This window comes from Vandammella animalimorsus (assembly GCF_002285285.1).
Lineage (GTDB): Bacteria > Pseudomonadota > Gammaproteobacteria > Burkholderiales > Burkholderiaceae_C > Lampropedia > Lampropedia animalimorsus.
On the sequence record NZ_NSJF01000005.1, the window covers coordinates 66,350 to 87,217 of the forward strand.

Below are 20,868 nucleotides of genomic sequence, written 5' to 3' on the forward strand. Positions count from 1 at the left end.
TGGACTCCCGCAATGAGCGCATCGATCCGCCCCAGAACCTATGACCCCGTCCCGCCCAAGCGCCTGGCCTTCATTGGCCTGGGCGTCATGGGCTACCCCATGGCCGGACACCTGGCTGCAGCCGGCCATGCGGTGACGGTTTACAACCGCACGGCCAGCAAGGCCGAGCAATGGCTGCAGGAGTTCTCTGCCCTGGGCCTGGCGCAGCCGCTGCGCCACGCGCCCACACCAGCCGAGGCGGCGCAGGGCGCCGACATCGTGCTGGGCTGCGTGGGCAACGACGACGACCTGCGCGCCGTCACCAGCGGCCCCGACGGCGCCTTCGAAGGCATGGCCGCTGGCGCGATCTATGTGGACCACACCACGGCCTCGGCCGATGTGGCACGCGAGCTGGCGCAGCTGGCGCAGCAGCGCGGGCTGCACTTTCTTGATGCGCCTGTCTCCGGCGGCCAGGCCGGGGCGCAAAATGGCCAGCTCACCGTCATGTGCGGTGGCCAGCAGGCTGTCTTCGATGCCGTCGCACCCGTAGCGGCGGCGTTTTCGCGCGCCTTCACGCTCATGGGCCCGGCTGGCGCCGGGCAGCTGACCAAGATGGTCAACCAGATCGCCATTGCCGGCCTGGTGCAGGGCCTGGCCGAAGCCGTGGCCTTTGGCCAGCAGGCCGGGCTGGACATTCCCAAGGTCATCGACGTCATCAGCAAGGGCGCAGCGCAAAGCTGGCAGATGGAAAACCGCGCCGTGACCATGGCCCAGGGCCAGTTCGACTTCGGCTTTGCCGTGGACTGGATGCGCAAGGACCTGGGGCTGGTGCTGGCCGAAGGCCGCCGCAATGGCGCCCACCTTCCGGTGACGGCGCTGGTGGACCAGTTCTATTCCGACGTGCAGGCCCTGGGCGGCGGGCGCTGGGACACTTCCAGCCTGATCGCCCGATTGCGCCGGTTCTAAGAACCTGTTCAAAGCCTGCCGGTTGGCAGGGCGTTCGCTGCCCCGGCCCCACTTCCATCCCCAACAAGCCTTGACCTGAACTCCTGAGCGTTTGTCCGCCATGACCGACACCACCGCAGCCCGCCGCATCGTCTTCGTCCTCAACGGTCCGAACCTGAACCTGCTGGGCACGCGCGAGCCCCAGGTCTATGGTCAGCAGACGCTGGCCGATGTGGAGGCGCTGTGCCAGCAGCGCGCCGCGCAGCATGGCTTGCAGGCGCGCTGTCACCAGAGCAACCACGAAGGCGCGCTGATCGACTGGATCCACGAAGCAGGACGCTTGCATCAGCAAGGGATGCTGGCTGGCGTGGTGCTCAACGCCGGCGCTTACACCCACACCAGCATCGCGCTGCACGACGCCATCAAGGGCACTGGCGTACCGCTGATCGAGCTGCACATCAGCAATGTTCACGCGCGCGAGCCCTTTCGCCATCACTCCTACATCGCCAGCGCGGCCAAGGCCGTGATGTGCGGCCTGGGCGTGGCCGGCTACGGCCTGGCCATCGACGCGATCGCGCAGTGGGGCCAGCCGCCGCAGTAAGCCCAGTCGGCGCCGAAACGGCCCGCCCTGCATCGCGGCCTTGCCCAGCGCGTTATAGTGTCAGCCCTGCGGCGCAGCGGGCCTGGGCCTGCTGCCGCGCACTTGAACCGAAGGCCTGCTATGACCAACGATAACGACTACCCATTTGAAATCCACGTGCATGGACAAGTCTTCGTGCGCCCCGATGTGGGCTTTGCCGCCATCGAGGAGGCCCTCAAGCCCATGTGGCGCTATGCCGGCGCGCGTTCGCTGGCGGCTGCGGCCGTGGGCTACTACGAAGAAGAGCCGGGCATTGAATTCATCGCCCGCGAGCACGCGCTGCAGATGTGCTGGACGGTGCGTGGAGACGAGGACTTTCGCCAAGTCATCGACGAGGTTTGCATGAACCTCAACGACCTGGCCGACCGCGGTTGCGTGATCGAAGTGACCTTCTACGACCGCGCGTTCGACGAGGCCGATGAGGAAGACGGCCCCGCCCACGAAGATGAAGCGCGCGATGACTTCTTCCTGCTGTTTGTCGGTCCCACGCCCTCGGCCATCATGCAAATCCAGCGCGACCTGCTGGTGCAGGATGTGGTGGCGCTGATGGAACGGCACTTCGAGGCCAGCGAGCTCACCGGCGTCGTGCAGGAAATCGACCGCCTGTTTACCGGGCGCTTCGATGCGCTGGTCAGCTCGCTGGAGTTGGGCCGCCCGCCGCGCGGCGGCTCAGGCCCAGGTGGTGGCCACGGCGGCGGACGCCGCCCGCGCCACCTGCATTGAGATCAAGAGCAGCCCCTGAGCTTTTGCGCAAACGCCCGGTATTTGCACAGCCCGCCAAATGCGGGCTGTGCTTTTTTACATGGTCATGGTTGCATGGTCATGGCCGCGGCTGTGGCCGGACAGCGCTCGTTCAATGCGGCGGCAAATGCCGTGCCGCCTGGCACTGCAGGAACTGCCAATCGCCGTTGCTGCGCAGCTCCAGCCAGGCCGTTGCAGGCTCGCCTGGCGAGGCAGGGCAGGGGGCGGCGGCGCTGGCCAGCAGCTGCGCCTGCTCCAGGCGGCGCTGCGTTTGCTGGGCCACAGCTGCCGCGCTGTCGATCAGGCTTACGCCTGCAGGCGCATGGCGCAGCAGTGCCGCGGCCGCCAGTGGGTAGTGGGTGCAGCCCAGCACGATGCAATCCACTGCCGTCTCCGTCGCATCTTCAGTCGCAGGGCGCAACGCCTGCGCCATGTAGCGGGCGCACAGTGCGTCGATCAGTGCCGTATCGTCCTGCTCAATCGCTGCGGCCAAGCCTGGGCAGGGTACATCGTGCACAGTCGCTTGCGTGGCCCACTGCTGCCGCAGCGCCTGGTACTTGCGGCTGCGCAGCGTGCGCTCGGTGGCCAGCACCGCCACCTGGCCGCTGCGGCTGGCCTGCACGGCCGGTTTGATGGCCGGCTCAACGCCGATGATGGGCAAATCGGCAAAGTGCTCGCGCAACTGGCCGATGGCCACGGTCGTGGCGGTGTTGCATGCCACCACCAGCAGCTTGATGCGCGCCTGCTCCAGCAATTGCTGCGTGATCTGCATGCAGCGCTGCGTGATGAAGGCATCGTCGCGCTCGCCATAAGGCGCATGCCTGGCGTCGGAGAAATACACAAAGCGCTCATGCGGCAGCGCTTGGCGCAGCGCCCGCAGAATACTCAGGCCGCCAATGCCGCTGTCGAAAACACCAATGGGGGATGTGGCGGACTGGGGCATGTGAAAGGGGCTAAAGACAAAGCGCCTGCGGCGCACAAGGGGCGGCAAAGTGCGCGATTGTATGCGCCGCACCATGGCCTGCTCATCCGATAGCATGGCGTGCACGACAGGGCTGCTGCTGTGCGCGCGACATTTTTGCGCTGCCGGGCCTTGGTAGAGATTTTCTGGATTGTTGGAATCGGTTTTTTGAGGAGATGGCCATGACCCTTCGCCCCCCTGTGCTGGAGCACCTGCAGCATTTGCCGCCTGGGCAGGCTGTGCGGGTGTTGATGGTGTGCATGGGCAATATTTGCCGCAGCCCAACGGCCCACGGCGTGTTGCAGGCCAAGGTGGCCGCGGCTGGTTTGCAGCAGGCGGTCGAGGTGGATTCGGCCGGCACGCACGATTACCACGTGGGCGAGCCGCCCGATGCGCGCGCCCAGCAGCATGCGCTGCGGCGTGGCTATGACCTCAGCGGCCAGCGTGCGCGGCAGCTGCAGGCGCGGGATTTTTCAGCGTTTGATCTGGTGCTGGTGATGGATGCAGCCAATGAGCGCCTGGCCCAGGCGCTGTGCCCGCCTGCGCAGCGCCACAAGCTGCAGCGGCTGGCGGCTTTTGCCAGCAGGCATACGGTCACGCAGGTGCCGGATCCCTACTATGGCGGGGCTGAGGGTTTCGAGCAGGTGCTGGATTTGGTGGAGGACGCTTGCGATGGCCTGCTGACGCAACTGCAGGCCAGCGGGCGTTGGTGAGCGCTGGCAAGATGCGCCTTTGCTGCCCCCGGCGCAGCACATGAAAAAGCGCCCGGTGAGGGCGCTTGGAATACAGGCATCGCAGGCGATGCCTGTGGCGGTTTTTATTGGTTCTTGAACTGCGCTGGGCGCTTGTTGACGAAGGCGTCCATGCCTTCCTTCTGGTCTTGCGTGGCAAACAGCGCGTGGAACAGGCGGCGCTCGAACATCACGCCGTCGGACAGACCGCTTTCAAAGGCGCGGTTGACGGCTTCCTTGGCGGCGATGGCGGCAATGAGCGAGTAGCTGCAGATCGTCAGCGCCGCGCCCAGGGCTTCTTCCATCAGCTTGTCGGTGGGCACCACGCGGCTGACCAGGCCGGAGCGCTCGGCTTCCTGCGCGTCCATCATGCGACCGGTGAGGTTCATGTCCATGGCCTTGGCCTTACCCACGGCGCGCGGCAGGCGCTGCGTGCCGCCTGCGCCGGCGATCACGCCCAGCTTGATTTCGGGCTGGCCGAACTTGGCGTTTTCGGCGGCGATGATGAAGTCGCACATCATGGCCAGCTCACAGCCGCCGCCCAGGGCGTAGCCGCTGACGGCGGCGATGACGGGCTTGCGCACGCTGCGGATGGTTTCCCAGTTGCGGGTGATGAAGTCGCCCTTGTAGGCGTCGATGAAGTTGTACTTGGCCATGGCCGTGATGTCGGCGCCGGCGGCAAAGGCTTTTTCGCTGCCGGTGACGATGATGCAGCCAATGCTGTCGTCGGCGTCAAAGGCCTTGAGCGCTTGGCCCAGCTCGGTCATGAGCTGGTCGTTCAAGGCGTTGAGGGCCTTTGGGCGGTTGAGGGTGATGATGCCGACTTTTTCCGCTTCGGTGCGCACTTCAATGGTTTCGTAGGCCATGGGTTGGGTCTCCTTGTTGAAAAAGTGAAAAAAGAATGGGGTTTTCGCTGCGCTGCCGGCGGGGCGCTTGGGGTAGGCGCATGCAAAACCGCATCACTATAAGTCCGATCGCAGGCGGCTCAGAGGCAAGCGCTGCACGAATCGCGGCGCTGCGCGCCCTTGCGGGTGGGTGATCTGCGGTTTGATTGGCAGCGGGCTCATCCGGCGCGGGTCTGCGGGGATGGGTGTGCGGTCGGGGGCGTGGCTGGGCCAAGCCAGCTGCGCAGCGTCTGGGCCTGCTGGGCGGTGGGCTCAGGCAGCGGCTGCAGCCGCACGTCGCCAGCGACCTCTTGCGTGGCGGGCAGCTGCAGTGTGCGCCAGAGCAGGCGGCCATCGCGCGCCAGCAGCACGCGCAGCGGCCCTTGGGCGGCGCTGGCATCGGGCAGCAGGCCGTCGAGCTCGTCGAGTTTTTTCAGACGCCAGCCTGCCGCATCGCTCGGTTGGGCCGCTGCGCCGCCAGCGCTTGCACCACCTGAATGACTGTGTGCCAGCCCCAGCCATTCGTCGCCCACGGCCATGCCGGCGCGTTCGGCAGCGCTGCCGCTGTGGATGCGGGCGATGGTCAGCGCACTGCCTTGGCCTTCGCGCAGCTGCAAGCCCAGGCGCTGCGCCCAGCTGGCGGGCTTGTGCTCCAGCGCCAGGCCGGCGCTGGCCAGGGTTTGGGCCAGCGGCAAGGCGGCCGTACTGTGCACCCACTGCTGCAGCTCGGCTTGCCAGTCGCGGCCACTGAGCTGGGCCAGCACGTCCAGCACGGCGGCCTCGTCGATGGGGCCGCCATTGGAGCGTTGCCACAGTGCGCGCATCACATCGTCAAGGCTGCAGCGGCCATGCTGGCGCAGTTGCAGATCCAGGCACAGGGCCACCAGCGCGCCTTTGGTGTAGTAGCTGACGGTGGCGTTGGCGGTGTTTTCGTCCTGTCGGTAGTACTTGATCCAGGCGTCAAAGCTGGCCTGGGCCACGCTTTGCACATGGCGGCCCGGGGTTTGCTCGACCTGTTGGATGGTCTTGCCCAGCAGCTTGAGGTAGTGGGCGTCGTCCAGCAGGCCGGCGCGGCGCAGCAGCAGGTCGTCGTAGTAGCTGGTAAAGCCTTCGAAGAACCAGAGCAGCTCGGTGTAGTTTTCTTGGTCGTAGTCGTAGCGCGCGAACTCGGCCGGGCGCAGGCGCTTGACGTTCCAGGTGTGGAAGTATTCGTGGCTGATCAGGCCCAGCAGCGTGGTGTAGCCCTCGGGCTGCTCGGCCGCGCCCTGGCGCGGCAGGTCGCTGCGCTGGCAGATCAGGGCCGTGCTGTGGCGATGCTCCAGTCCGCCATAGCCACTGCCTACGGCGTTGAGCAGGAACAGGTAGTGCCCGTGCGGTGGATGTTCGACGCTGCCCGAATGCCCTGCACCCGGTGGGTGCCAGAAGTCGATGGCGGCTTCGCAGATGCGCTGTGCGTCCTGCAGCAGGCGTTGCCCGTCAAAGGCCGGCGTGGCGCCGGCGACGACGAAGCGGTGCACGATGCCGCGCGCGCTGAACTGGCCCTGCCAGAACGCGCCCAGCTCCACAGGCGAATCGGCCAGCTCGTCGTAATCGGCGGCGCAGTACAGGCCAAAGCCGGCCTCGTCCACCTCGGCAGCCGGCAGCGCCGTGGCTACGCGCCAGTCGGGCGCGTGATCGGGGCGCGGCAGCTGCAGGCCGTGGGGCTGTGCTTCCTGGCCGTGCACGCGCAGGCACAGGCTGGTGGGATTGAAAAAAGCGCGCTCGCCATCGAGCCAGGCAGCGCGCACCGAGTGGTCGAAGGCGTAGACGCGGTAGCGCAGCGTCAGCGCGCTGCCAGGCTGAGCGGCGATGTGCCAGCGGTTCTTGCTCAGCGCGCGCACGGCCACGGGCGCGCCGCTCTGGCTGGCCTGCAGGCCGTGCAGGTGGCGGGCAAACTCCCGCACCAGATAGCTGCCGGGGATCCACACCGGCAGCGAGACGATTTGCTCTGCCGCAGGCGCGGCAATGTGCAGCGTGACGTGGAACTGGTGGCCGTGCGGGTCGCTGGGCTCGACGATGTATTGAACGGGCAATGCGGGCGGGGCAGGGGGCTTGGGCTGGCTGGGCATGGCGTATGAAGGGCGCGCGCCGCGCAGGCATGTCGCGGCGCGGGCGGAAAAGAAAAAGCCAGTCCGGGACTGGCTTGCAGGGCAGGGAGTGCGGTCAGGATTTTTTCTTGCTCTCGGCAATTTCCTTGAGCCTTTGCTCGATGCGCTCGGCGGGCACGGCGCCGGGCACGCGGGCATTGTCCTCGAAGAAGATCGTGGGCGTGCCGGTGATCTTGTACTGGCGGCCGAAGGCCAGGTTGCGCTGCAGCGCCTCGTGCTTGTCGCAGGAGGCCTGCGAGGCCGGGGTCTTGTTGTGGATCATCCAGCTGTTCCAGGCGGTGGCCTTGTCCTCGGCGCACCAGACATCGCGCGATTTCTCAAACGAGTCCGGGCTGAGGATGGGGTAGAGGAACACGTGCACGGTGATGTTGTCGACGTTGCGCAGATCGCGCTCGAAACGCTTGCAGTAGCCGCAGTTCGGGTCGGCAAAGACGGCGATCTTGCGGCTGCCGTCGCCGCGCACGATGGTGAAGGCGTCATCGAAGGGCAGCTTGCTGAACTCCACCGCCGTCAGCGCATTGATGCGGTCCTCGGTCAGGTTGCGCATGGCCTTGGTGTCGTAGAGCTCGCCCTGGATCAGGAAATCGCCCGAGGCATTGGTGTAGAACAAGTCCGTGCCCTTGCGCACTTCGAACAGCCCTTGCATGGGTGTGGCGCGCACCTCGTCGATGTCCTTGAGCTGGGTGATGCGCTCGCTGAGCGCCTTGCGGATGGCGTCGGCATCGGCGTGGGCTGTGCCGCTGAGGCTGCCCAGTGCCAGCAGCGCGCTGGCCGCCAGCGGTTTCCAGAGCGCAGCGCGGGCGCGGGTCGAGGTAGAAGCGGCCATGGGGGGAGTCAAAGCAGTGTGCATGGTTGGGAAACGGGTTGGAAAGAAGGTGTCGAAAGAAGGCATCAGCACAGCGCGCGCAGCATAGCAGGATCGCCTGCACTGGGGCGCGGGCATGGTCTTGGGGAGGTTTTTACGCAACGCGACCGCAATGCAATGCGGCGCTGCACGCAGGCCGCGCATCACGGGCGTGGCGGCTGCAGTGGTGTGTGGGCTGTGCCCAGGCCGGGCGGCATGGGCAGTGCGGCTGTGCCGCCCATGGCTTGCTGCATAACCCAGTGCTTGAGCGGCCCGCTGGCCGAAAAGCCGCGCATGCCCCAGTTGCGCAGGCCCTGCAGCCAGGGCTGCTGTTGCCAGAACAACCATTGCAGCCCGTCGGTAGCGGTCGCCATGGGCAGCAACGCAGCCTTGCGCTGGCGCGCGTACTGGCGCAGCAGGCGCTGGTCGGCCACGCTGCGCCAGGCCGGGCGCTGCAGCAGCGCATCGGCCAGCGCGGCCACATCGCCCAAGCCCAGGTTCAGGCCCGAGCCAGCCAGCGGGTGCACGGTGTGCGCCGCATCGCCCAGCAGCACCCAGGCGGCGTCGGGGGCGCTTGGCATGGGGCCGGCCCACTGGCGCGCTTGCGCCAGACGCAGCGGCCAGCGCGCGCGCGGCGCACTCAGTGTGAATTGCGTGTGCGGTGGCAGGCCCTGGCCGTGGGGCGTCGGGCCTGCGGCCGCAGCGCCGGTGGCAATGGCGTGCAGCTCGGCCACGAAGGTGGCCTCATCCAGCGCCACCAGGCGCTGGGCCTGCGCCACGCTGGTGGACCAGACGACGGCGTACTCGTCGCCCTGCGCGCCGCCCAGTGGCAGCAGCGCCAGGATGTGTTCGCCACAAAACCATTGGTGCGCCGTGCCGCCGTGCGGCTGGCTGCTGCGCAGCCGGGTGGCCACGGCATGCTGTGGGTAATCGAAGTGGTCGAACTCCACGCCCAGCTCGGCGCGCGAAGTGCTGGCCTTGCCCTCGCAAATGGCCGTCAGCGTCGCTGGCACGGCGTCGCTGACCAGCTCTACCCCAGGCTGAAAGCGCAGCGCGGTGCGCAGCACGTCCTCCAGCGCCGGTACGTCCACGATCCAGGCCAGCGCATCGGCGGCGGTCGCGGTCGTCTGGCCGGGCTGCTGTTTGATGGCTCGGCTGTGCGGCGCATCAAAGCGCACGGCGCCGCCGGCATCGCCGCGCACATGCATGTGCCGCACGGCGGTCACGGCATCGCCCTCGGGCCAGCAGCGCAGCTCCTGCAGCAGCTGGCGCGAGGCCTGGTTCAGCGCGTAGGCGCGCACATCGCGCGCGCGCTGCGCTGGCCCATCGGCGGGAGCGCCATCAACCAGCGCCACGCGCAGCTTGGCTTGGCCCAGGCGCAGGGCCAATGTCTGGCCCACGATGCCTGCGCCGCGAATGCATACATCAAAACCGCTTTTCGACATGGCGGCGATTGTAGGGGGCTTCGCTGGCCGGGCCGGGCCAGTGTCTTGGCCCTGCGCTTCATCATCCGCATTGCGCAAGGCAGGCAGGGCAGCCAAGCGCCATCGCCATCGCCATCGCCATCGCCATCGCCATCGCCATCGCCATCGCCATCGCCATCGCCATGGATGCCGCACTGTGCAGTCCAGTGGCGAGGGCGCAGCGCCGGCGGGTTATGGCGGCTACAAGCGCCGCAATGGCCTCTTGGCCCTGGATTTCTCCGGCTCTTGCGGTGCATGGCGCCCTGTGGCATTGTCTGGCTCTTGCCGGTTTCTGCGCCGCCCATCATCCCAGAGCAAAGGCTGCACCATGAGCCCCACCGCTGTTTTTCGCCTGCCTTGCGCCCGCCGTCTGCAGCGCCTGCCGCTGCTGCTGGGCGCCCTGTGCACAGCCCTGTCTGCCGTGTCTGCCCTGCCGGCCCGTGCCCAAAACAACCCCAACATGCCCGGCTACATCCCCCCGGCCATCCTGCACAACTTGCACATGTGTGGCTCGGCCAATTGCGCCACCGCCCCCTCGCCTGCCCAGCCCGCTCAGCCCCTGTCTTCGTTTGAGCAATATTGCCGGGACATTGGCGGTTGCCAGTTCAACAACACGACTGCCTGGCGACACCAGCTTGGCTTCGGTGTGGCGGTGGTCGGCTTTGACGCCCCCCAACTGCGCCGCGACCCCACACACAACCGGGGCTCGCTGTTCATGGCCACGGCCAACGACCCGCACAAAGCCGAGCAAAAGGCCATGGAGGACTGCATTTCGAGGCGCTTCAGCGATTGCCGTGTGATTGCCCGGGTGGCCAACGCCTGCACTGCCATTGTTGAGGCCAGCCGCTATCTGCCCAACGGCGGCGGCAGGGCCTACTCGCGCTTCTATGTCAGCCCCGCTGTGCCTCTGGGCAATCTGGGCGATCACCTCGACAAAGGCGGTCATGCGCACCAGGATTTTCGTAATGAAGCCGAAAAAAGCGCCATCGCGGCCTGCAAAAACGACCCTGGCGGCCAGGGCCAAAGCTGTAGCTCCTCCCCCAGTGTGCTGTGCGCCAGGGATCTGATTACTCCTTTCTGAGAGCCTGTTCAAAGTCTCTACACGGCGGTCAAGGAAGCGGATTTGGGCGGTCTGCGGCGTTGCAAAGCCTCGCCATAGCCCGGGCTATGGCTGCGTTTTGCGCCTTGCAGCCCATCCCAAACCGCTTCTTGCCCGCTCGTTCCGAGACTTTGAACAGGCTCTGAACCGCTATGAGAACACCCAACGCCATGAAATCTGCACTGATTCTGGCCGCCGCCTTGCTGCTGGGCGCCTGCGCCACATCGCAATCACCCGCCCACCAGCAGCAGCGCGGCAGCTTCATTGACCGTCAAGGCAACCGCGTCGTTCTGGACAAAAAGCGCCCGGCGGCATCGCCCTCCGTGGTGGAGGGCGCTGGCGGCGTCTATGAATGCCGCAACGGCCAATGCCAACCCCTGACCCCAGTCCAAATCCAATAAAAGCAATGCACCACCAAGCGCCTTGACAGGCCGGGCGCCATTGGGCAAGGGCTGCCGGGGTGAGGCGCTGGCGCAGAATGGGGCAGAGGCCGCCGCCGTCGGGTCGCCCATGCTGTGGCACGCCATCGGGCAGGGGCAGGCCGCATAAAATCGCCCATTTTTGTGCACCCCATCAGGAACAACACAGCATGAGTCTGCAATGCGGCATCGTGGGCCTGCCCAACGTGGGCAAGTCCACCCTTTTCAACGCCTTGACCAACGCCGGCATCGCCGCCGAGAACTACCCCTTTTGCACCATCGAGCCCAATGAGGGCGTGGTCGAGGTGCCCGATCCGCGCCTGGCGCAACTGTCGGAGATCGTCAAGCCCGAGCGCGTCGTGCCCGCCGTGGTGGAGTTCGTGGACATCGCAGGCCTGGTCGCTGGCGCCAGCAAGGGCGAGGGTCTGGGCAACCAGTTCCTGGCGCACATCCGCGAGACCAACGCCGTCGTCAACGTGGTGCGCTGCTTTGAGGATCCCAACGTCGTGCACGTGGCCGGCAAGGTCGATCCCATTGCCGACATTGAAGTCATCCAGACCGAGCTGTGCCTTGCCGACCTGGGCACGGTGGAAAAATCCATCCAGCGCTACGCCAAGCTGGCCAAGTCCGGCAACGACAAGGATGCGGCCAAGATGCTGGCGCTGCTGCAGCGCATCCAGCCCGCGCTGGACGAGGCCCGCCCCATCCGCACCCTGGGCCTGGACGCCGAGGAGCTGGCCCTGCTCAAGCCGCTGAGCCTGATCACCGCCAAGCCAGCCATGTTTGTCGGCAACGTCAGCGAGGATGGCTTCGAGAACAACCCGCTGCTGCAGCGCCTGCAGGATTACGCCGCCAGCCAGGGCGCGCCCGTGGTGGCGATCTCGGCCAAGATCGAATCCGAGCTGGCCGGCATGGAGCCTGAGGATCGCGCACTGTTCCTGCAGGAGCTGGGCCAGAGCGAGCCAGGCCTGAACCGCCTGATCCGCGCCGCCTATGAACTGCTGGGCCTGCAGACCTACTTCACCGCTGGCGTCAAGGAAGTGCGCGCCTGGACCATCAAGAAAGGCGCTACCGCGCCGCAGGCCGCTGGCGTGATCCACGGCGACTTCGAGCGTGGCTTCATCCGCGCCCAGACCATCGGCTTTGACGACTTCATTCAATACAAGGGCGAGCAAGGCGCCAAGGAAGCGGGCAAGATGCGCGCCGAAGGCAAGGACTACGTGGTGCAGGATGGGGATGTGATGAACTTCCTGTTCAACGTGTGAGAGGACGGTACAGAATCTCTTTTCACCCCTTCAAAAAAACACGGCCCACTGAGGGCCGTATTTTTTTATTGGCTGTGCACAGAGCGCCAACAAGCTCCTCGAGGGCATTGCCTCAAGCCGCAGCAGCGCAGCCTTGGACTGGGGTGGCGCCATTGGCGCTGCTGCCCTGTAAGTTGGGGCAGTACAGCGTGTGCAGCAGCTGCAGCAGCTGCAGGATTTCGGGTTGGGCGATGCTGTAGAAGATGCGCTTGCCGTCGCGCCGGGTGCTGACCACATTCTCGCTGCGCAAGATGGCCAGTTGCTGCGACAGCGAGGGCTGGCGAATGCCCAGGGCTGCGGCCAGATCGCTGACGCAGCTCTCGCCCTGTGCCAGATGGCACAGCAGCAGCAGGCGGTCTTCATTGGCCAGTAGTTTGAGTACGGTCACGGCTTGACCGGCGCCCGAGCGCATGAGCTCAGGCGTCAATACGGCAGTTTCAGCAGTTTCAGTCATGTGGGAGGGGGCGGGGGCCAGCATACAGTTCTTTTAAATATAAAATGTATTCCTGTTAATTGTATGGCAAGCTACAAGGAGTCGAGCATGAGCAAAAGCTACCGCGAAATTATCGAGCACACGTCGTCATGGCTGGCGCCGCTGCGCAAGGACATGCCGGACACCATGAAAGGTTTTGGCGCCTTGTCGCAGGCAGCGCTGGCCGATGGCGCGCTGGACAAGAAAACTAAGGAGCTGATTGCACTGGCGCTGGGCGTGGCAGCGCGTTGCGATCCTTGCCTGGGCTACCACGCCAAGGCGCTGGTGCAGTTGGGCTGCACGCGCGCTGAGCTGCTGCAGATGCTGGGCATGTGCGTGTACATGGGCGGTGGCCCATCGCTGATGTATGCTGCCAATGCGCTGGCCGCTTACGAGGAGTTTGGCGGAGAGAAGGCGCAGGATGCGGCGCAGTGATGCGCGCCACCGACTGGATATTGGATCGATGTTTTGCCGGCCCGGCTGTTGCAGGGCCTGGCAAGAGGAATGTGAAAAAGGAACGTGAAGGAGTTCTCGGATGAAATTCAATGTTGGCGGGATTGATCGCATTGCGCGCATCGTCGTGGGCTTGGTGCTGATTGCCTTGGCAGCCACGGGCACTGTGGGTTGGTGGGGCTGGCTGGGTGTGCTGCCTCTGGCCACCGGGTTGTTCCGTTTCTGCCCGGCCTATCCGCTGCTGGGTGTGAACACCTGCAAGCTGCCCAAGGATTCTTGAGAGCCTGTGCAAAGTCTCTGCACGGCTGGCAAGAAAGTGGATTTGGGCGGTCTGCTGCCATTGCAAAGCCTCGCCATAGCCCCAGCTATGGCTGCGTTTTGCGCCTTGCAGCCCATCCCAAACCACTTTTTGTCCGCTCGCGCCAAGACTTTGAACAGGCTCTGAGGCAGGCGGCTGACCATTGCGAAAAAAGCGCCCGCAAATGCGGGCGCTTTTGCTTTTGCCAGGCAGGATGGAAAGCTCCGCTCACGATCTTGCCCACTGTGTGGGCAAGATCGTGAACAGGTTCTCACATGACCTTGGCGATGGATTCGCAGACGTGGCCAATGTTGTTCTCGTTCAGCGCGGCTACGCAGATGCGACCGCTGTCCACGCCATAAACGCCGAACTCATTGCGCAGGCGCTCCATCTGTGCCTTGCTCAGGCCCGAGTAGCTGAACATGCCCACCTGGGTGGTGATGTAGGACAGGTCCTGCTGCACGCCTGCGGCTTTCAGGCCATCGACCAGTTTCTGGCGCATGGCCTTGATGCGGGTGCGCATCTGGGCCAGCTCCTGCTCCCACAGCGCGCGCAGCTCGGGTTTGCCCAGCACGTAGGCCACGACGGCGGCGCCGTGTGTGGGCGGGTTGGAGTAGTTGGTGCGGATGGCGATCTTGAGCTGGCTGAGCACGCGCGCGGCTTCATCCTTGTTGGCGGCCACGACCGACAGCGCGCCCACGCGCTCGCCATACAGGCTGAAGCTCTTGGAGAAAGAGGTCGAGACCAGGAAGGTCAGGCCGCTTTGCACGAACTTGCCCACCACGGCGCCGTCCTCGGCCAGGCCTTGCGAGAAGCCCTGGTAGGCCATGTCCAAAAAGGGCGTGAGCTTGCGGGCCTGCACGGCCTGCACGACGCGGTCCCACTGCTCGGGCGTGAGGTCGTAGCCTGTGGGGTTGTGGCAGCAAGCGTGCAGCACCACGATGGTGCCTTCGGCGGCGGCCTGCAAATCGGCCAGCAGGCCCTCGAAATCGATGCCGCGCTGAGCGGCGTTGTAGTAGCGGTAGGTGCCCACTTCAAAGCCCGCGTTTTGGAAGATGGCGCGGTGGTTTTCCCAGCTCGGGTCGGAGATCAAGACCTTGGCCTGCGGCAGCAGCTTCTTGAGGAAGTCCGCGCCGACCTTCAGCCCGCCCGTGCCGCCCAGGGCCTGCACGGTGGCCACGCGGCCCGATGTCACGGGCTCCGAATCCTTGCCAAACACCAGCTCCTTGACGGCCTGGTCGTAGGCCAGCAAGCCGTCGATGGGCAGGTAGCCGCGCGCCTTGGGCTCAGCTTGCAAGGCGGCCTCGGCCTGTTGCACTGCCTGCAGCAAGGGCAGCTTGCCGTTCTCGTCAAAGTACACGCCAACGCCCAAGTTCACTTTTTTGGGGTTGGTGTCGGTGGCAAATTGTTCGTTCAGGCCCAGAATGGGATCGCGAGGGGCCATCTCGACGGCGGAAAACAATGACATGAAGCGTCCTTGAAACGAAGGAAAAAGACAGGAAAAAACGCGAGCCGGCAATTGTAGGTGTTGTTGGTGTGCACTCTATGGCTCTGGTCGGTGGTTGCTGAACTGTGGTTGTTTGAGCCATTGGGCGAAAGTCTCTGCGCTCAGCGGGGGGGAGAACAAATAGCCCTGCCCGTAGGCCACGCCCAGGCTTTGCAGGAAGTCCCGTTGTGTGATGCGCTCCACGCCTTCGGCCACCAGGCCCAGGCCCAGGCCTTGGGCGATGGCTGCCACGGCCTGGCAAATGGCTGTGTCCGAGGCGTTGTAGGGCGCGCCTTGCAGGAACAGGCGCGAGAGCTTGAGGCCGTGGATGGGCAGGCGGCGCAGGTAGTTCAAGGCGCTGTAGCCTTCGCCGAAGTCGTCGATCGACAGCCGCACGCCCAAGGTTCGCAAATGCGAGATGGTGCGTGTGGTCAGCGGCTCGTCCTCGATCAGGACTCGTTCAGTGAACTCCAGCTCCAGCGCAGCGCCGGGCAGGTGGGCTTGCTGCAGGGCCTGCACCACGATGTGCGCCAGATCACCAGCGAGGAACTGGCGGTAGGAGACATTGACGGCAATGGGTACGGTGTTCAGCCCGGCGTTGCGCCAGCGGCGCACTTGTTGGCAGGCTTCGTTCAAAGCCCAGGCGCCCAGGCGCATGATTTCACCGTTGTGCTCGGCGTGGGCGATAAAGGTCTCCGGCGGCACTTCGCCCAACTGTGGGCTGCGCCATCGCAGCAGTGCCTCGGCGCCGATCAGCGTGCCGCTTTGTAGGTGTACCTGGGGCTGGTAGAGCAATTGCAGCTCTCCCTTGTCGATGGCGCTGCGCATCAGGTTGTCCATTTGCAGCCGGTCGTGCTGGCGCCGCGCCAGATCCTCGCTATAGAGCTGCCAGCTGCCGTGGCCCCGGCGCTTGCTCTCGTACATGGCGGCATCGGCGTTTTGCAGCAAGGTATCGCTGTCGCGGCCATCGCGCGGCGCAATGGCAATGCCAATGCTGGCGCCAATGCGGATGCTCTCGTGCTCAATCTGAAATGGCTCCAAGAGTTGCTGCAGGATGCGCTGCGCCAGCGCAATGGGCTGGCCTGGGGTGATCATTGGGCAAAGAAATACGAATTCGTCGCCGCCCATGCGCGCGCACAGGGCCTGCTCGCCCGCGGCGCTGCGCAGGCGCTGTGCGACTGCGCGCAGCAATTGGTCGCCGATGTAGTGGCCCAGCGCGTCGTTGATGACCTTGAAGCGGTTCAGATCGACATATAGCAGCGCCAGCAGGGGCGATTTGCCCAGCAGGCGCCTGTGCAGTTCCTCCAACAGCGCATCGCGGTTGAGCAGGCCGGTCAGCGGGTCGGTGCGGGCCTTGTGCAGCAGGTTTTGCTCCATGTGCTTGCTGCGGCTGATGTCCTCGAGCGTGCCACTGATGCGCACGGTAAAGGGGTCGAGCATGTCCGGCTCGCCCTGCATGCGCACCCAGTGCTCGGGCTCGTTGGGCTGCGGGTGGGGGCGCAGCTCCAGCGTGAAGGCTTTTTGTGAGCTCAGAGCTTGCTCCAGGGCTTGCTGTAGGCGCTGGCTGTCGGGCGGTATGAAGCAGGCCAGCAGCCCTGCCAGCGAAGCCGGTGGCCGCTCCAGCCGCAAAATGCGCAGCGCACCTTGCGTGAGAAAGCAACGGTCCGTGCCTCGCTCCCATTCCCAGGCGCCGGCAGTGGACAGGGCTTGCATCCGCGTGAACAGATGCTGATCGCGCCGCGACTCGGTGATGTCGCGGATCAGTGAAATGACCTGCACCGGTGCATCACCAGGCCGGGCCGTGCTGGCAAAGCGCGGGATGGCGCTGACTTGCAGCCAGCGGAAATGCCGCGCATGCACCTGGTACAGGCCCATGATGCGGTTGAGCACAGGCTTGCCACTGCGTTGAGCAATTGCCGCTGGCGTTTGCTCGCGCGGCAGGTGCATGCCATGCGCATCCACTGTGGTCCAACTGTTGGAGTGGAAAGTGGCGCGCCAGCTGTCGTCGCCTGGGGCATGGTTGAGGATGCGCATGGCGGCATCGTTGATGTGCTGCAAGGTGCCCTGCGCATCGTAGACGACTACGCCTTGATCGATGGCCTCGAACAGCTCGGCGTAGTGGTCGCTGCTGTGGCTGTGCAGGCGATGGGTCAATACCAGCCAGTGCGGCGGGGTATGGCTGGCCGCTTGCAGCATTGCCATGGGGTAGGGCAGGGGCATGGCGTACAAAGCCAGTGAGCGCTGGCCTGGCGCTTGCATGAAATAGGCCTGCCCTTGCCGCAGCGTTTGCAGCAGTTCCTCGTGCTGAGTGGCGCTCAATCCCTGCAGCAATTGCGGCAGTGGCTGTCCCCGAACTTGGGGGCGCGTTTGCTGAAACAGCGCGGCCGCAGCTGGGTTGACATCGATCACAAAGCCATCCGAAGCCAGAATGAACGCCGGCAGCGGCAAGCTGTCGAACAGCTGCAGATACAGCACGTCACCGCTTTGAATGCCCGGCGTTGATCGCGCTGCTGCGCTGCCTGGCAAGCCCGGCAACTGCGTAGCATTGGGTGCGGCATCGGGCGTTGCATCAGCCGCCGCCGCGCGGGCAGCAGCAGGTTCAGAATGGGAGGAAGCGGGCGTGGCCATGGCCGTTATCGTAATGGCGCTGGGGCTGAGCTGATGGCAGTCTTGCAGCGGCGCGCGCTGGAGGGTAGAGCATGTTCTTGCATGCGCTGACGTACAATTTTTCTATCTTGATACGTCATTCAGAGAGGCCGCCATGCAAACCAAGTTGACCCTACGTTTGGACGCCGAACTCATTCGCCAGGCCAAGGCCTATGCCGAGCGCGATGGCCGCTCCGTCTCGGAGCTGGTGGCCGCGTACTTCGCCCGCCTGACCCAACCACAGCCGCCCCAAGCCCCGCCAGCGGCCGCCGCGCCGCGCACCAGAGGCCTGCTGGGCGCGCTGCAGGGCAGCCCGCTGGATGAGGACGATTACCGCCAGCACCTGCTGCAAAAACACGGCTGATGCCCATGGCCGCCCGCCCCCGCGCCCCCGCCAGCGTGCAGGAGCCGCCCGCCCGCTACTTGCCGCCAGGCCAGACGGTGCTGCTGGATACCTGCGTCGTGCTCGACCTGCTGCTGTTGCGCCAGCCCTTTGCGGCCCAGGCCTGCGCCCTGTTCGAGCAGGCCGAGCGGGGCCAGTTGCAGGCCGTGCTGTGCGCCACCACCTTGACGACCATCGACTACCTGGCCTGCAAGCAAGTGGGGCGTGAGCGCTCGCGCGCCATGCTGCAAGACCTGCTGGCCCTGTGCGGCGTGGCCCCCGTCACCCGCGCCGTGCTGGACGCCGCGCTGCGCAGCCCCATGGCCGACTTTGAAGACGCCGTGCTCGCCGCCGCTGCACAGGCCTGCGGCGCGCAGGCCATCATCACGCGCAATGTGCGCGACTTCGCCCTCTGCAGCCTGCCAGTGCACACCCCGGCGCAGTGGCTGGCTGCGGGCTGATCCCCCAAAAAAAGACCAAGGCCCGCGCGCAAGCCGCGCCAGGCCGAACGCGGCGGCCCGGGCAGCAGGGCAGGCACAATCTGCGCTTTGTCTGGTTGCGCCATGCCCTGTGCTGCGCTTCTTCTCGCCGCAATGCGGTTGCATCCTTTGGCACCCATGTCCACAGCTACGCCGCCGGCCCCGCAGCAGGGCCAATTCGTCACCTTCCCCGATTCCCCCTTTCAGCTGTTCCAGCCCTATCCGCCCGCGGGTGACCAGCCCACGGCCATTGCCGAGCTGGTGGAAGGCGTGCAGGACGGCGAGGTGTTCCAGACCCTGCTGGGCGTGACCGGCTCGGGCAAGACCTTCACCATGGCCAACGTGATCGCGCGGCTGGGGCGGCCGGCGATCGTGTTCGCGCCCAACAAGACGCTGGCGGCGCAGCTTTACAGCGAGTTCCGCGAGTTCTTCCCCAAAAACGCGGTGGAGTACTTCGTCAGCTATTACGACTACTACCAGCCCGAGGCCTATGTGCCGCAGCGCGATCTGTTCATCGAGAAGGACTCGGCCATCAACGAGCAGATCGAGCAGATGCGCCTCTCGGCCACCAAGAGCGTGCTGGAGCGGCGCGACGTGGTGATCGTGGCCACCGTCAGCGCCATCTACGGCATTGGCGCGCCAGAGGATTACATGCAGATGCGGCTGATTCTGCGCGGTGGGGGCCTGGCCAATCAGCGCGACTTGATTGCGCAACTGGTGCGCATGCAGTACCGGCGCAGCGACATGGATTTTGCGCGCGGCACCTTCCGCGTGCGCGGTGACACCATCGACGTGTTCCCTTCGGAAAACTCCGAGCTGGCGCTGCGCATCGAGCTGTTCGACGATGAGGTGGAGGCGCTGCACCTGTTCGACCCGCTCACCGGCCGCGTGGTGCAAAAGGTGCCGCGCTTCGTGGTCTACCCCAGCAGCCACTACGCCACGCCGCGCGAGAAGGTGCTGGCCGCCATCGAGACCATCAAGATTGAGCTGCGTGAGCGCCTGCAGCAGCTGCATGAGATGGGCAAGCTGGTTGAGGCCCAGCGGCTGGAGCAGCGCACGCGCTTCGACCTGGAAATGCTCAGCGAAGTGGGCCACTGCAAGGGCATCGAGAACTACAGCCGCCACCTCTCAGGCGCGCAGCCTGGCGAGCCGCCGCCCACGCTCACCGATTACCTGCCCGCCGATGCGCTGATGTTCCTGGATGAGAGCCACCAGATGATCGGTCAGCTCAACGCCATGTACAACGGCGACCGCGCGCGCAAGCAAACCCTGGTCGATTACGGTTTTCGCCTGCCCAGCGCGCTGGACAACCGGCCGCTGAAGTTCGCCGAGTTCGAGCAGCGCATGCGCCAGGTGGTGTTCGTCTCGGCCACGCCCGCGGCCTATGAGCAAGAGCACGCCAGCAAGGTCGTCGAGCAAATCGTGCGCCCCACTGGCCTGGTGGACCCGGAAATCGAAGTGCGCCCGGCGGCCAGCCAGGTGGACGACGTGCTGCAGGAAATCCGCAGCCGCGTGCAGCAGGACGAGCGCGTGCTCATCACCACGCTGACCAAGCGCATGGCCGAGCAGCTGACCGACTACCTGACGGAAAACGGCGTCAGGGTGCGTTACCTGCACAGCGATGTGGACACGGTCGAGCGCGTGGAAATCATCCGCGACCTGCGCTTGGGCAGCTTCGACGTGCTGGTGGGCATCAACCTGCTGCGCGAGGGGCTGGACATCCCCGAGGTCAGCCTGGTAGCCATTCTGGACGCCGACAAGGAAGGCTTTCTGCGCGCCGAGCGCAGCCTGATCCAGACCATTGGCCGTGCCGCCCGCAACGCGCGTGGCAAGGCCATTCTGTACGCCGACCAGATGACCGACTCCATGCGCCGCGCCATTGGCGAGACCCAGCGGCGGCGCGACAAGCAAATGGCCCACAACCAGGCCCACGGCATCACGCCGCGCACCATCCGCAAGCAGGTGCGCGACCTCATCGACGGCGTTTACAGCGAAAAAGCCGATCGGCAGAAACAGGCCCAGGCCCAGCAGGCCGCCTACACCGGCGAGCTGCTGGAGATGAGCGAGAAAGACGCCTCGCGCGAGATCAAGCGGCTGGAAAAGCAAATGCACGAGCACGCCCGCAACCTGGAGTTCGAGCAGGCCGCCGCGCTGCGCGACAAGCTGGCCCAGCTCAGGCAGCACCTGTTCGGCGCGGGCTGAGCCGGCCCAAGCGGCCCAAGCGGCCCAAGCGGCCATGGCCGACGCGTACCGCCATCAATCGGTATGGCAACGGCGCGCGCGGCGCTGCAAATGGCGCTGCGCGGCCCACTGCATCGCCAACGCCAGGCGGCGCAGCCCGCGCGGCGCGCCAGGCGCTGTGGCTTGTGCCAGGCAAGGCAGTTGGCCGCTTGCCTGCAAGCTGCAGGCATCGGCAGGATGGGCAGGGGCGCCCGAAGGGGCGGGGGGCGTCAGGGCAAAGGCAAGCATGGTCGGCTTGGGTGGGTTGTGGATGA

General features: G+C 65.6%; 21 protein-coding genes. 12 read left to right on the forward strand and 9 right to left on the reverse strand.

Annotation, left to right across the window (positions count from 1 at the left end; translation table 11 throughout):
* Positions 1 to 12 precede the first annotated feature (12 nt).
* The 3 genes from CK620_RS09975 to CK620_RS09985 all read left to right on the forward strand — a co-directional run bounded on the left by CK620_RS09975 (position 13) and on the right by CK620_RS09985 (position 2,287).
* A complete protein-coding gene (locus tag CK620_RS09975; RefSeq protein WP_095542794.1) occupies positions 13 to 945 on the forward strand; it encodes an NAD(P)-dependent oxidoreductase in 933 nt (310 codons plus the stop codon).
* 100 nt (positions 946 to 1,045) lie between these two features.
* Positions 1,046 to 1,525 carry a type II 3-dehydroquinate dehydratase gene (aroQ, locus tag CK620_RS09980; RefSeq protein WP_095542795.1) on the forward strand — a complete coding sequence of 160 codons (480 nt, stop codon included), beginning with the start codon at positions 1,046 to 1,048 and terminating at the stop codon, positions 1,523 to 1,525.
* A 120-nt stretch (positions 1,526 to 1,645) separates the two neighbouring features.
* Positions 1,646 to 2,287 (forward strand): DUF6806 family protein, encoded by a 642-nt coding sequence (locus tag CK620_RS09985; protein WP_095542796.1) that lies wholly within the window; start codon positions 1,646 to 1,648, stop codon positions 2,285 to 2,287.
* A gap of 130 nt (positions 2,288 to 2,417) precedes the next feature.
* Here CK620_RS09985 and murI read toward each other — a convergent pair whose 3' ends face one another.
* Complete coding sequence (murI, locus tag CK620_RS09990) at positions 2,418 to 3,248, reverse strand: glutamate racemase (RefSeq protein WP_095550181.1); 831 nt, start codon at positions 3,246 to 3,248, stop codon at positions 2,418 to 2,420.
* Between the two features lie 200 nt (positions 3,249 to 3,448).
* Here murI and CK620_RS09995 point away from each other — a divergent pair, with 200 nt between their 5' ends.
* Complete coding sequence (locus CK620_RS09995) at positions 3,449 to 3,979, forward strand: low molecular weight protein-tyrosine-phosphatase (protein WP_478212753.1); 531 nt, start codon at positions 3,449 to 3,451, stop codon at positions 3,977 to 3,979.
* 104 nt (positions 3,980 to 4,083) lie between these two features.
* Here the strand turns inward: CK620_RS09995 and CK620_RS10000 are convergent, their stop codons facing one another.
* The 4 genes from CK620_RS10000 to CK620_RS10015 all read right to left on the reverse strand — a co-directional run bounded on the left by CK620_RS10000 (position 4,084) and on the right by CK620_RS10015 (position 9,317).
* On the reverse strand, positions 4,084 to 4,863 hold the full coding sequence (locus tag CK620_RS10000) for an enoyl-CoA hydratase (protein ID WP_095540239.1): 780 nt from the start codon (positions 4,861 to 4,863) through the stop codon (positions 4,084 to 4,086).
* Between the two features lie 197 nt (positions 4,864 to 5,060).
* Entirely contained in the window at positions 5,061 to 6,989 is a 1,929-nt protein-coding gene (locus CK620_RS10005; RefSeq protein WP_095550182.1) for a M61 family metallopeptidase, read from the reverse strand.
* A 94-nt stretch (positions 6,990 to 7,083) separates the two neighbouring features.
* Positions 7,084 to 7,854 carry a DsbC family protein gene (locus tag CK620_RS10010; protein WP_095542798.1) on the reverse strand — a complete coding sequence of 257 codons (771 nt, stop codon included), beginning with the start codon at positions 7,852 to 7,854 and terminating at the stop codon, positions 7,084 to 7,086.
* 182 nt (positions 7,855 to 8,036) lie between these two features.
* Entirely contained in the window at positions 8,037 to 9,317 is a 1,281-nt protein-coding gene (locus CK620_RS10015) for an FAD-dependent monooxygenase (protein ID WP_095550337.1), read from the reverse strand.
* Positions 9,318 to 9,663: 346 nt separating this feature from the next.
* Here CK620_RS10015 and CK620_RS10020 point away from each other — a divergent pair, with 346 nt between their 5' ends.
* From CK620_RS10020 to ychF, 3 genes are all read left to right on the forward strand, one after another.
* Positions 9,664 to 10,416: a DUF4189 domain-containing protein gene (locus CK620_RS10020; protein ID WP_143326043.1), complete on the forward strand. Its 753-nt coding sequence runs from the start codon at positions 9,664 to 9,666 to the stop codon at positions 10,414 to 10,416.
* Between the two features lie 188 nt (positions 10,417 to 10,604).
* Entirely contained in the window at positions 10,605 to 10,835 is a 231-nt protein-coding gene (locus tag CK620_RS10025) for a hypothetical protein (RefSeq protein WP_095550183.1), read from the forward strand.
* Positions 10,836 to 11,023: 188 nt separating this feature from the next.
* Entirely contained in the window at positions 11,024 to 12,118 is a 1,095-nt protein-coding gene (ychF, locus tag CK620_RS10030) for a redox-regulated ATPase YchF (RefSeq protein WP_095550184.1), read from the forward strand.
* A 112-nt stretch (positions 12,119 to 12,230) separates the two neighbouring features.
* On the opposite strand, the gene CK620_RS10035 is transcribed toward ychF, so the two are convergent.
* Entirely contained in the window at positions 12,231 to 12,611 is a 381-nt protein-coding gene (locus CK620_RS10035) for an ArsR/SmtB family transcription factor (protein WP_095550339.1), read from the reverse strand.
* An 87-nt stretch (positions 12,612 to 12,698) separates the two neighbouring features.
* Here CK620_RS10035 and CK620_RS10040 point away from each other — a divergent pair, with 87 nt between their 5' ends.
* Together CK620_RS10040 and CK620_RS10045 are read left to right on the forward strand one after the other, a co-directional pair.
* Complete coding sequence (locus CK620_RS10040) at positions 12,699 to 13,064, forward strand: carboxymuconolactone decarboxylase family protein (RefSeq protein ID WP_095542835.1); 366 nt, start codon at positions 12,699 to 12,701, stop codon at positions 13,062 to 13,064.
* A gap of 100 nt (positions 13,065 to 13,164) precedes the next feature.
* Complete coding sequence (locus CK620_RS10045; protein WP_095540247.1) at positions 13,165 to 13,362, forward strand: YgaP family membrane protein; 198 nt, start codon at positions 13,165 to 13,167, stop codon at positions 13,360 to 13,362.
* 289 nt (positions 13,363 to 13,651) lie between these two features.
* Here CK620_RS10045 and CK620_RS10050 read toward each other — a convergent pair whose 3' ends face one another.
* Positions 13,652 to 14,848, reverse strand: coding sequence for an amino acid aminotransferase (locus CK620_RS10050; protein ID WP_095550185.1), 1,197 nt, complete (start codon positions 14,846 to 14,848; stop codon positions 13,652 to 13,654).
* Between the two features lie 75 nt (positions 14,849 to 14,923).
* On the reverse strand, positions 14,924 to 17,494 hold the full coding sequence (locus CK620_RS10055) for a sensor domain-containing protein (RefSeq protein WP_095550186.1): 2,571 nt from the start codon (positions 17,492 to 17,494) through the stop codon (positions 14,924 to 14,926).
* A 133-nt stretch (positions 17,495 to 17,627) separates the two neighbouring features.
* Between CK620_RS10055 and CK620_RS10060 the strand changes: the two genes are divergently transcribed.
* From CK620_RS10060 to uvrB, 3 genes are all read left to right on the forward strand, one after another.
* A complete protein-coding gene (locus CK620_RS10060) occupies positions 17,628 to 17,876 on the forward strand; it encodes a DUF6364 family protein (RefSeq protein ID WP_095550187.1) in 249 nt (82 codons plus the stop codon).
* A 5-nt stretch (positions 17,877 to 17,881) separates the two neighbouring features.
* Positions 17,882 to 18,355 carry a PIN domain-containing protein gene (locus CK620_RS10065; RefSeq protein ID WP_095550340.1) on the forward strand — a complete coding sequence of 158 codons (474 nt, stop codon included), beginning with the start codon at positions 17,882 to 17,884 and terminating at the stop codon, positions 18,353 to 18,355.
* 156 nt (positions 18,356 to 18,511) lie between these two features.
* On the forward strand, positions 18,512 to 20,575 hold the full coding sequence (gene uvrB / locus CK620_RS10070; protein ID WP_095550188.1) for an excinuclease ABC subunit UvrB: 2,064 nt from the start codon (positions 18,512 to 18,514) through the stop codon (positions 20,573 to 20,575).
* 54 nt (positions 20,576 to 20,629) lie between these two features.
* Here the strand turns inward: uvrB and CK620_RS10075 are convergent, their stop codons facing one another.
* A complete protein-coding gene (locus CK620_RS10075) occupies positions 20,630 to 20,842 on the reverse strand; it encodes a hypothetical protein (protein ID WP_095550189.1) in 213 nt (70 codons plus the stop codon).
* Positions 20,843 to 20,868 lie beyond the last annotated feature (26 nt).

What these genes read in the sequence shown, in the direction of transcription:
- uvrB (WP_095550188.1), top strand. Translation starts at nt 18,512, where the DNA reads ATGTCCACAGCTACGCCGCCGGCCCCGCAGCAGGGCCAATTCGTCACC.
- CK620_RS10035 (WP_095550339.1), bottom strand. Translation starts at nt 12,611, where the DNA reads ATGACTGAAACTGCTGAAACTGCCGTATTGACGCCTGAGCTCATGCGC.
- CK620_RS09985 (WP_095542796.1), top strand. Translation starts at nt 1,646, where the DNA reads ATGACCAACGATAACGACTACCCATTTGAAATCCACGTGCATGGACAA.
- CK620_RS10045 (WP_095540247.1), top strand. Translation starts at nt 13,165, where the DNA reads ATGAAATTCAATGTTGGCGGGATTGATCGCATTGCGCGCATCGTCGTG.
- CK620_RS10005 (WP_095550182.1), bottom strand. Translation starts at nt 6,989, where the DNA reads ATGCCCAGCCAGCCCAAGCCCCCTGCCCCGCCCGCATTGCCCGTTCAA.
- CK620_RS09975 (WP_095542794.1), top strand. Translation starts at nt 13, where the DNA reads ATGAGCGCATCGATCCGCCCCAGAACCTATGACCCCGTCCCGCCCAAG.
- CK620_RS10000 (WP_095540239.1), bottom strand. Translation starts at nt 4,863, where the DNA reads ATGGCCTACGAAACCATTGAAGTGCGCACCGAAGCGGAAAAAGTCGGC.
- CK620_RS10060 (WP_095550187.1), top strand. Translation starts at nt 17,628, where the DNA reads ATGCAAACCAAGTTGACCCTACGTTTGGACGCCGAACTCATTCGCCAG.
- CK620_RS10065 (WP_095550340.1), top strand. Translation starts at nt 17,882, where the DNA reads ATGGCCGCCCGCCCCCGCGCCCCCGCCAGCGTGCAGGAGCCGCCCGCC.
- CK620_RS10010 (WP_095542798.1), bottom strand. Translation starts at nt 7,854, where the DNA reads ATGGCCGCTTCTACCTCGACCCGCGCCCGCGCTGCGCTCTGGAAACCG.
- CK620_RS10075 (WP_095550189.1), bottom strand. Translation starts at nt 20,842, where the DNA reads ATGCTTGCCTTTGCCCTGACGCCCCCCGCCCCTTCGGGCGCCCCTGCC.
- CK620_RS09995 (WP_478212753.1), top strand. Translation starts at nt 3,449, where the DNA reads ATGACCCTTCGCCCCCCTGTGCTGGAGCACCTGCAGCATTTGCCGCCT.
- aroQ (WP_095542795.1), top strand. Translation starts at nt 1,046, where the DNA reads ATGACCGACACCACCGCAGCCCGCCGCATCGTCTTCGTCCTCAACGGT.
- CK620_RS10050 (WP_095550185.1), bottom strand. Translation starts at nt 14,848, where the DNA reads ATGTCATTGTTTTCCGCCGTCGAGATGGCCCCTCGCGATCCCATTCTG.
- ychF (WP_095550184.1), top strand. Translation starts at nt 11,024, where the DNA reads ATGAGTCTGCAATGCGGCATCGTGGGCCTGCCCAACGTGGGCAAGTCC.
- CK620_RS10055 (WP_095550186.1), bottom strand. Translation starts at nt 17,494, where the DNA reads ATGGCCACGCCCGCTTCCTCCCATTCTGAACCTGCTGCTGCCCGCGCG.
- CK620_RS10025 (WP_095550183.1), top strand. Translation starts at nt 10,605, where the DNA reads ATGAAATCTGCACTGATTCTGGCCGCCGCCTTGCTGCTGGGCGCCTGC.
- CK620_RS10015 (WP_095550337.1), bottom strand. Translation starts at nt 9,317, where the DNA reads ATGTCGAAAAGCGGTTTTGATGTATGCATTCGCGGCGCAGGCATCGTG.
- murI (WP_095550181.1), bottom strand. Translation starts at nt 3,248, where the DNA reads ATGCCCCAGTCCGCCACATCCCCCATTGGTGTTTTCGACAGCGGCATT.
- CK620_RS10020 (WP_143326043.1), top strand. Translation starts at nt 9,664, where the DNA reads ATGAGCCCCACCGCTGTTTTTCGCCTGCCTTGCGCCCGCCGTCTGCAG.
- CK620_RS10040 (WP_095542835.1), top strand. Translation starts at nt 12,699, where the DNA reads ATGAGCAAAAGCTACCGCGAAATTATCGAGCACACGTCGTCATGGCTG.